Here is a 7454-nt window from a genome sequence, read left to right on the forward strand (position 1 = left end):
TGCGCACGCACCGTCCCGGCGGGACGCGCGTGCATGCCCGCCAGCAAGGCACGCTGCTAGGCACGCCGCCCTGCACCGCGCGCCAATGCGCGGCGCAGGCAAGGCTGTCCAGGCGTCGAGGCGCGCCGAGCCCCGGGGAACCCCGCGTTCCCCGCTGGCCAGGCACCGCCGGTACCGGAAGTCGTGGAGACAACACCATGCAGTTTGATGTGCGCGCCCTCTCAGCGGACCACCTGATGGTCCGCCTGCGGCTTGACGCCCGTGACGAAGCGGACGTGCGCAGCCAGGTGGAGGCGCGCGGGCTCTATCCCGCTGCCGTCATCCCGGTGCGCGCGCACGCGGGCGGGCCGCGCCTGCCCGGCCGGCGCGGCCGCTTCTCGGTGGCGCTGTTCAGCCAGGAACTGCTGGCCCTGCTCAATGCCGGGCTGAGTCTCGTGGAATGCCTCGAAGCGCTGCAGGAGAAGGAAGGCAATGCGGCATCGGCCGATATCCTCGCGCAGTTGCTGGCCGGGCTGCGCGAAGGCAAGCGCTTCTCGCGGGTCCTGGCCGAGCGGCAAGGCGTGTTCCCCCCGCTCTATGTTGGCATCGTGCAGGCGGCGGAGAACACCAGCGACCTGCCGCAGGCACTGGGCCGCTACGTGGACTACCAGCAGCGCCTGGACGCCGTGCGCGGCAAGCTGACCAGCGCCGCGATCTACCCGGTGATCCTGCTGATCGTGGGCGGCGCCGTGAGCGCGTTCCTGATCGGCTACGTCGTGCCGCGCTTCGCGGAGGTGTACCAGGGCGCGGGACGCAGCCTGCCGTGGCTGTCGCAGCAACTGCTGGCCTGGGGGCAGTTCGCCGGGCGCCACGGCACGCTGCTGGCGCCGGCGGCGCTGCTCGGCGCCGCGGCGCTGTGGCTGGGGGCGCGCCGGCTGCTGGCCCGCCACGGCATCGCCGCCCTGCTGGCATGCCTGCCCGGCCTCGGCGAATGCGTGCGCATCGTCGGGCTCTCCAGGCTCTACCTGACGCTTGGCATGCTGCTCGAGGGCGGCATCAACATCGTCGCCGCCATCGACACCGCGCAGGCGATGGCCGCGCCGGGCGTGCGCGGCAATCTCGGCGCGGCGCGGCTGGCCATCCAGTCCGGGCTGCCGCTGTCCGAAGCCTTCGAGGCACAGGGACTCACCACGCCCGTCTCGCTGCGCATGCTCCGTGTCGGAGAGCGCAGCGGCGAGCTGGGCGCCATGCTGACGCAGTCCGCCAATTTCTACGACGGCGAAATCGGCCGGTGGATCGAGCGCTTCATGCGGATGTTCGAGCCGCTGCTGATGGCCGCCATCGGCCTGATCGTCGGCACCATCGTCGTGCTGCTCTATATGCCGATCTTCGACCTTGCCGGGGGCCTGACATGAACGCGAACGCCGATCCGCAGATCGTCATCGATGCGGCGCTGCTGCAGCAGGCGCGCAGGCAGGCGCAACGCTCGCAGCGCCCGCTCATCAGCGAGCTCGAAAGCCTCACCGGGGCCGAGCCACGCGACCTCGTGCGCAGCCTGGCGCAGGCGTTCGGCCTGCAGGTGCTGGAGACCGCGCAGATGCTCGCGCTGGCGCCGGTCTTCGACAAGCTGCCGCTGTCCAAGGCCATGCAGCGCCGCTGCGTGCTGCTGCGCGACGACGGCGGCCACAGCGTGGCGGTGATCGCCGACCCGTTCGATACCGACCTGCACACGTGGCTCGAGGCGCGCGCAGGCATGCCGGTCGAGTACCGGCTCGCCTTGCAGGCCGACATCCAGGCCTACCTGTCGAAGCAGGAAGAGACCGTGCGCGCGGTGGACGCCATCGTCGGCAGCGCCGACGGCGAGGCGCACGGCAGCCGCACCGCCGCCGTGCTGTCGTTCGCCGCGCTGTCCGAGGCGGCCAGCCCGGCGGTCAAGCTGGTCGACTCCACGCTCTACGACGCGCTCAAGGCCGGCGCCTCCGACATCCACCTCGAGTGCACCGCGCAGGGCCTTGCCGTGAAATACCGCATCGACGGCGTGCTCGACCATGCCGCGACCGCCCATGGCGTGGAAATCGCCGAGCAGGTGATCTCGCGCCTGAAGATCATGGCCGAGCTCGACATCGCCGAGCGCCGCGTGCCGCAGGACGGCAGCTTCCGCGTGGAGGCGGGCGGGCGCGAGATCGACCTGCGCTTGTCGATCATGCCCAGCATTCACGGCGAAGATGCGGTGATCCGGATCCTCGACAAGCGCGCCATGATCGACGCCTATGGCTCGCTGACGCCCGAGGCGCTCGGCTTCGACGGGCCGTCGCTGGTCGCCTTGCGGATGCTGTCGCAGGAGCCCTACGGCATGCTGCTGGTGACGGGCCCGACCGGCTCCGGGAAGACCACCACGCTCTATGCCGCGCTGACCGAGATCCACAACGGGCGCGACAAGATCATCACCATCGAGGACCCGGTCGAGTACCAGCTGCAGGGCATCCTGCAGATCCCCGTCAACGAAAAGAAGGGGCTGAGCTTCGCCCGCGGCCTGCGCTCGATCCTGCGCCACGACCCGGACAAGATCATGGTCGGCGAGATCCGCGACCGCGAGACTGCCGAGATCGCCGTGCAATCGGCGCTGACCGGCCACCTGGTCCTGACCACGGTACACGCCAACAACGTCTACGACGTGTTCGGGCGCTTCACGCACATGGGGATCGATCCCTACGCTTTCGTGTCGGCGCTCAATGGCATCTGGGCCCAGCGCCTGGTGCGGCTCAACTGCCCGCGCTGCGCCACGGCGCAGGAGCCCGACGACGCGGAGCTGGCCAAGGTGTTCCTCGCCCGCGCCGATGTCGCGGACTGGCGCTTCATGCAGGGAAAGGGCTGCGGCGACTGTCGCGGCACCGGGTACAGCAAGCGCCGCGCGATCGCCGAGATACTGATCCTCAACGACGAGCTGCGCGAGCTGATCATCGACAAACGACCGATCCGCCAGATCAAGGAAGCGGCCCGCCGCAACGGCAGCCGCAGTCTGCGCGAAGCCGCGCTCGACCTGGTCAGGCAAGGCGACACCACGCTGGAAGAAATCAAACGGGTCACGCTCCATGAATAAACGTCCTCTCTCCCTGCGCATCGGCTTGTCCACGTCCTCGGTGGCGCTCGTGCGCCGATGCGGCTGGCTGCGCCGGACCAACGAACTGCTGGCCGAAGCGCCGCTGAGCGCCGAGCCCGACGTGGGCGCCCTGTCCGGCCTGCGCGCAGCGCTGGCGGACACCGGCTGCACCCGCATGCCCACATCCGTGATCCTCGGCAGCGCCTGGACACGCATGTTCATGGTCACGCCGCCGCGCAACACGGAGCGGCTGCGCGACTGCCAGGCGGCCATCGGCATGCGCTTCGGCCAGCTCTACGCGGACCGCGCGGAGGACTGGGCAATCAGCGCGGACTGCGATGCGAAGCACGCGTTCCTGGCCTGCGCCGCGCCCCGGTGCCTGGTGGACGGACTGCGCCAGGCGGCCACGGACCACCGCCTCGCGCTGGTCGCCATCCAGCCGCGCTTCATCGCTGCGTGGAACCGCTGGCGGCGTGCCCTGCCGCGCGGGGCCTGGTTCGGCGTGATGGACGACGACGCGCTGGTGCTGGGCCTGGTCGACCACGGACGGCTCACCGATGTGCGCACGCTGCCGGTGCCGGCCATCGCGCCGCTTGACCGCACCTGGCTGGCGGTGCAACTGGCGCGCGAAGCGCTGCGCCACGGCTTGCCGGCGCCCGCGCGGCTCTGCCTGTGCGGACAGGTCCCCGCGGCGTGGTTCGACGCCGGGGTGCAGGCGCCGCAATGCGTGGCGCTCGACGGCGTGATGGCGCAGGCAACGGCCGGCGCGGAACTCGCCCTCACCGGAGCACGGCCATGAAGGCAAGCCGGGTCGATTTCGCTCCGCGCTCGCTGTGGCGGTTCGTGGCCGGCACCCGGCCGGCTGCGTGGCTGGCCGGCGCGGCCGGGGTGGCGCTATGCGCGAGCGCGGCCGTGACGGCCACCGGACTTGCGCGGCAAGGCGACCTCGAGCGCGGGCAGCTGCAGCAGATGCGCGCGCGCGTGGCCGGATACAGCCAGGCGGCGCGGCACGCCGCACCGGTGGAGGTCGCGCAGGCCGCCGCCGTCAACGACGTCGTGTCCCGCCTGAACCTGCCGTGGCGTGACCTGTTCCGCGCCGTCGAGGCGGCGACGCCCGCAGGCAGCATCGCGTTGCTCGAACTGTCCCCGGACGCAGCCCGCCACGCCATCAAGGGCGTGGCGGAAGCGAAGGACGGCACCGACATGCTCGCCTACATCGCCCGCGTGGGCAGCCAGCCGTTCTTCTCGTCGGTGGTGCTGCTGCGGCATGAACTCAACGAACAGGATCCCAACAGGCCGCTGCGGTTCCAGTTTCTTGCGCAGTGGGCGGAGAGCGACAAATGAACACGCATCTGATCGGGCAATCGCTGTTGCAGGCGCGTCTCGCGCTGTTCCGCAACGCGGCCGGCACGCTCGTCGCCGCGGCGCTGTGCCTGGCGGGCGCGCTGTGCTGGCTCTGGTGGGTCCCGCTCGAGCAGGCCAGCGTGGCGCAGCAACACGCCTCGCTGCAACGCGAGCGCATGGCGCAGCGGATCGCGCAGAGCGCGCCGAAACCGGCCGTGCCCACGTCGGCACAGGACCGGCTTGCCCTCTTCTACGGCGCGCTCGGCGACCGCCGCCACATCGAGCAGGAGTTGCTGACACTGTTCGACAAGGCCAGGGAGAACGGACTGGTGCTGGCCAAGGCCGACTACAAGTCGGTGTACGACCGCCACAGCCGCGTGTACAGCTACCAGATCCTGCTGCCGGTCAATGGCTCGTACGCCGCCATCCGCCGTTTCTGCGAAAAGACGCTGCTCGCGATCCCGTTCGCCTCGCTCGACGAGATCACGTTCCGCCGCGACGCGATCGGCAGCGGCACGCTGGAGGCGCGGCTGCGCTTCACCTTGCACCTGAAGGACATGCCCGCCGCGCCGGCGGCGGCGCCCGAACCCGTGGCCGCGCCGGCCCCGGTGCCCGCGCCGGGCACCATTGTCGCCATGCAGGCTCAGCAGCCATGAAGCCCAGGCATCTCGCACTTGGTGCCGCGCTGCTCGCGGCCGCGGCGCTGGCCATCTTCGGCGACCGCTCGCCGAGTGGCGACGATATCGTCGCCGCCGTGACGCGCGCCGATGCCACGCAGGCGGCCACCCCTGCAGCGCGCGCGGCCGGCGGCGAGCCCGTCATCCTGGCGCTGCACAACCGGGCCGAGCTGCTGGGGGCTGGCGACACCGCCGACGGCACGCTCTTCGACAGCCACAACTGGACGCCCCCCCCGCCGCCACCGCCGCCCGTCGCCGTGGCGCCCCCGCCGAAGCCCACTGCGCCGCCGCTGCCCTTCACCTACCTCGGCAAGAAGCAGGAGAACGGCAAGTGGGAAGCCTACCTCGCGCGCGGCGGCGACACCTACGTCGTGCGCGAACACAGCATGATCGATGGCACCTATCGCGCCGAAGCGATCACGCCGACGACCCTGACCATCACGTACCTGCCGCTCAAGCAGGTGCAGAAACTGTCCCTCGGGGAGGCAGACTGATGCCGCAAGTCAACCAATCCACGCGCGCCCTCGCCCGCCTCGCAAGCCGGGCCGGGACCGCGTGCCTGCTCGCCGCTTCGCTGCTGCTGGGCGGCTGCGCCGCCGACAAGGCCTATCGCGAAGGCCGGGACCTGGCGGCCAGCGGGCGGCAGGAGGAAGCGATGGGCAAGTACCAGGAAGCCATGATCCTGGACCCGAAGGACGTGCAGTACCGCATGGGCTACATGCGGGCGCGCGAGCAGGCCGTGAACAGCTATGTGGAGCGCGCCGAGCGCGAGGCGGCCTCCGGCAAGCCGGACCTGGCCGATGCCATCTACCGCCGCGCGCTGACGCTGGACCGCGCCAACGAACGCGCGCTCGCCGGATTGCGCGCGATCGACGCGGCGCGCGCCAAGGCGCGCGGCGCCGCGGTGGCCGCCACGGAAAACGCGGCGGGCGCCGCGCGGCGCGCTGCCGAGGACATCGGCGGCCGCCCGGCCGACTCGATGCTGGCGCTCGCCTACAAGAAGCCGATCTCGATCGAGTTCCGCGACGTCACGCTGAAGCAGCTGTTCGAGGTGGTGTCGCGCTCGTCCGGGCTGAACTTCCTGTTCGACAAGGACGTGCGCACAGACCAGAAGGCCACGGTGTTCCTGCGCAACAGCACGGTCGAGTCCGTGGTGTTCTTCACGCTGCTGACGAACCAGCTCGAGCAGCAGGTGCTCAACGAGAATACGGTGCTGATCTACCCGAACACGCCGAACAAGCTCAAGGACTACCAGGAGCTGATGGTCCGCACCTTCCACCTCGCCAACACCGACGCCAAGATGGTGGCCAACACGCTCAAGACCATCCTCAAGACGCGCGACGTCGTCGTCGACGACAAGCTCAACATGCTGATCGTGCGCGACAGCCCCGAGGCGATCCGGCTGGCGTCGCGGCTGGTGGCGCTGCACGACGTGCCGGAGCCGGAAGTCATGCTGGAGGTGGAGATCCTGGAGGTCAAGCGCGACCGGCTCACCACGCTCGGCGTGGCCTGGCCCGACAGCCTGAGCCTGACCCCGATCCCATCCGCCGCCGGCGGCGTGCTGACGCTGCGCGACCTGATGAACCTGACCAGCTCGAAGGTGGCGGCCGGCATCGGGCCGCTGACCATCAACGCAGGCACCATCGAGTCCTCCGCGAAGCTGCTCGCCAATCCGCGCATCCGCGCGCGCAACCACGAGAAGGCCAAGATCCTGATCGGCGACCGCGTGCCGTTGATCACCACCACATCCACCGCTACCGGCTTCGCATCGGAGTCCATCAACTACATTGATGTCGGCCTGAAGCTGGACGTGGAGCCTGCGGTGCACCTGGACAACGACGTGGCGATCAAGGTCTCGCTCGAAGTCAGCAACATCGTGAGCCAGCTCACGACCAAGTCGGGCTCGGTGGCCTACCAGATCGGCACGCGCACGGCCAGCACGACGCTGCGCCTGCGCGACGGCGAGAACCAGGTGCTGGCCGGCCTGATCAGCGACGAGGACCGCCGCAACGCGAAGAAGATTCCCGGCCTCGGGGACCTGCCGGTGCTCAGCCGCCTGTTCGGCAGCTCCGCCGACGAAAACCAGAACACCGAGATCGTGTTATCGATCACGCCCCACCTGATCCGCAATATCGAGCGTCCCGCGCCAGCCGTGCTGACCTTCGCCGCGGGAACGGAAACGAGCTTGCGGCTGCGGCCCGAGGGCCTGACCGTGCCGTCCGCCCGCGCACCACTGATCGCGCTGTCCGGCCAGCCCGGCGCGGGCGCCGCGCAGGCCGTGGCCAGGCCCGGATCGCTGCCCGCCGCGGCCGCGGCCGCGCCAGCCGGCACCGCCGCCGATCCCGGTGCCGCGG

Annotated in this window: 7 protein-coding genes; all 7 read left to right on the forward strand. The window is 70.5% G+C overall.

All coding sequences use genetic code 11. From position 1 onward, the window contains the following. Positions 1-197 precede the first annotated feature (197 nt). On the forward strand, positions 198-1394 hold the full coding sequence (locus AC1DK4_RS35885) for a type II secretion system F family protein (protein ID WP_441618325.1): 1197 nt from the start codon (positions 198-200) through the stop codon (positions 1392-1394). After that, positions 1391-3079, forward strand: a complete 1689-nt coding sequence (locus tag AC1DK4_RS35890) for a GspE/PulE family protein (protein ID WP_441643376.1) — start codon at positions 1391-1393, stop codon at positions 3077-3079. Before AC1DK4_RS35885 ends, AC1DK4_RS35890 begins: the two co-directional genes overlap by 4 nt. Next, on the forward strand, positions 3072-3878 hold the full coding sequence (locus AC1DK4_RS35895; RefSeq protein WP_441618321.1) for a hypothetical protein: 807 nt from the start codon (positions 3072-3074) through the stop codon (positions 3876-3878). The genes AC1DK4_RS35890 and AC1DK4_RS35895 overlap by 8 nt, the downstream gene beginning before the upstream one ends. Beyond that, positions 3875-4423: a hypothetical protein gene (locus AC1DK4_RS35900; RefSeq protein ID WP_441618319.1), complete on the forward strand. Its 549-nt coding sequence runs from the start codon at positions 3875-3877 to the stop codon at positions 4421-4423. The genes AC1DK4_RS35895 and AC1DK4_RS35900 overlap by 4 nt, the downstream gene beginning before the upstream one ends. Then, on the forward strand, positions 4420-5079 hold the full coding sequence (locus AC1DK4_RS35905) for a hypothetical protein (protein WP_441618317.1): 660 nt from the start codon (positions 4420-4422) through the stop codon (positions 5077-5079). Before AC1DK4_RS35900 ends, AC1DK4_RS35905 begins: the two co-directional genes overlap by 4 nt. Continuing rightward, positions 5076-5594, forward strand: coding sequence for a hypothetical protein (locus AC1DK4_RS35910; protein WP_441618315.1), 519 nt, complete (start codon positions 5076-5078; stop codon positions 5592-5594). The genes AC1DK4_RS35905 and AC1DK4_RS35910 overlap by 4 nt, the downstream gene beginning before the upstream one ends. After that, positions 5594-7454, forward strand: a 1861-nt coding sequence (locus AC1DK4_RS35915; RefSeq protein ID WP_477132114.1) for a secretin N-terminal domain-containing protein, incomplete at its 3' end; no start/stop codon positions are given. The genes AC1DK4_RS35910 and AC1DK4_RS35915, both read left to right, overlap by 1 nt.

It is taken from the genome of Cupriavidus sp. 05N38 (assembly GCF_056397345.1).

Coding starts and splice junctions, on each gene's coding strand:
- AC1DK4_RS35885 (WP_441618325.1), top strand. CDS start 198: ATGCAGTTTGATGTGCGCGCCCTCTCAGCGGACCACCTGATGGTCCGC.
- AC1DK4_RS35890 (WP_441643376.1), top strand. CDS start 1,391: ATGAACGCGAACGCCGATCCGCAGATCGTCATCGATGCGGCGCTGCTG.
- AC1DK4_RS35895 (WP_441618321.1), top strand. CDS start 3,072: ATGAATAAACGTCCTCTCTCCCTGCGCATCGGCTTGTCCACGTCCTCG.
- AC1DK4_RS35900 (WP_441618319.1), top strand. CDS start 3,875: ATGAAGGCAAGCCGGGTCGATTTCGCTCCGCGCTCGCTGTGGCGGTTC.
- AC1DK4_RS35905 (WP_441618317.1), top strand. CDS start 4,420: ATGAACACGCATCTGATCGGGCAATCGCTGTTGCAGGCGCGTCTCGCG.
- AC1DK4_RS35910 (WP_441618315.1), top strand. CDS start 5,076: ATGAAGCCCAGGCATCTCGCACTTGGTGCCGCGCTGCTCGCGGCCGCG.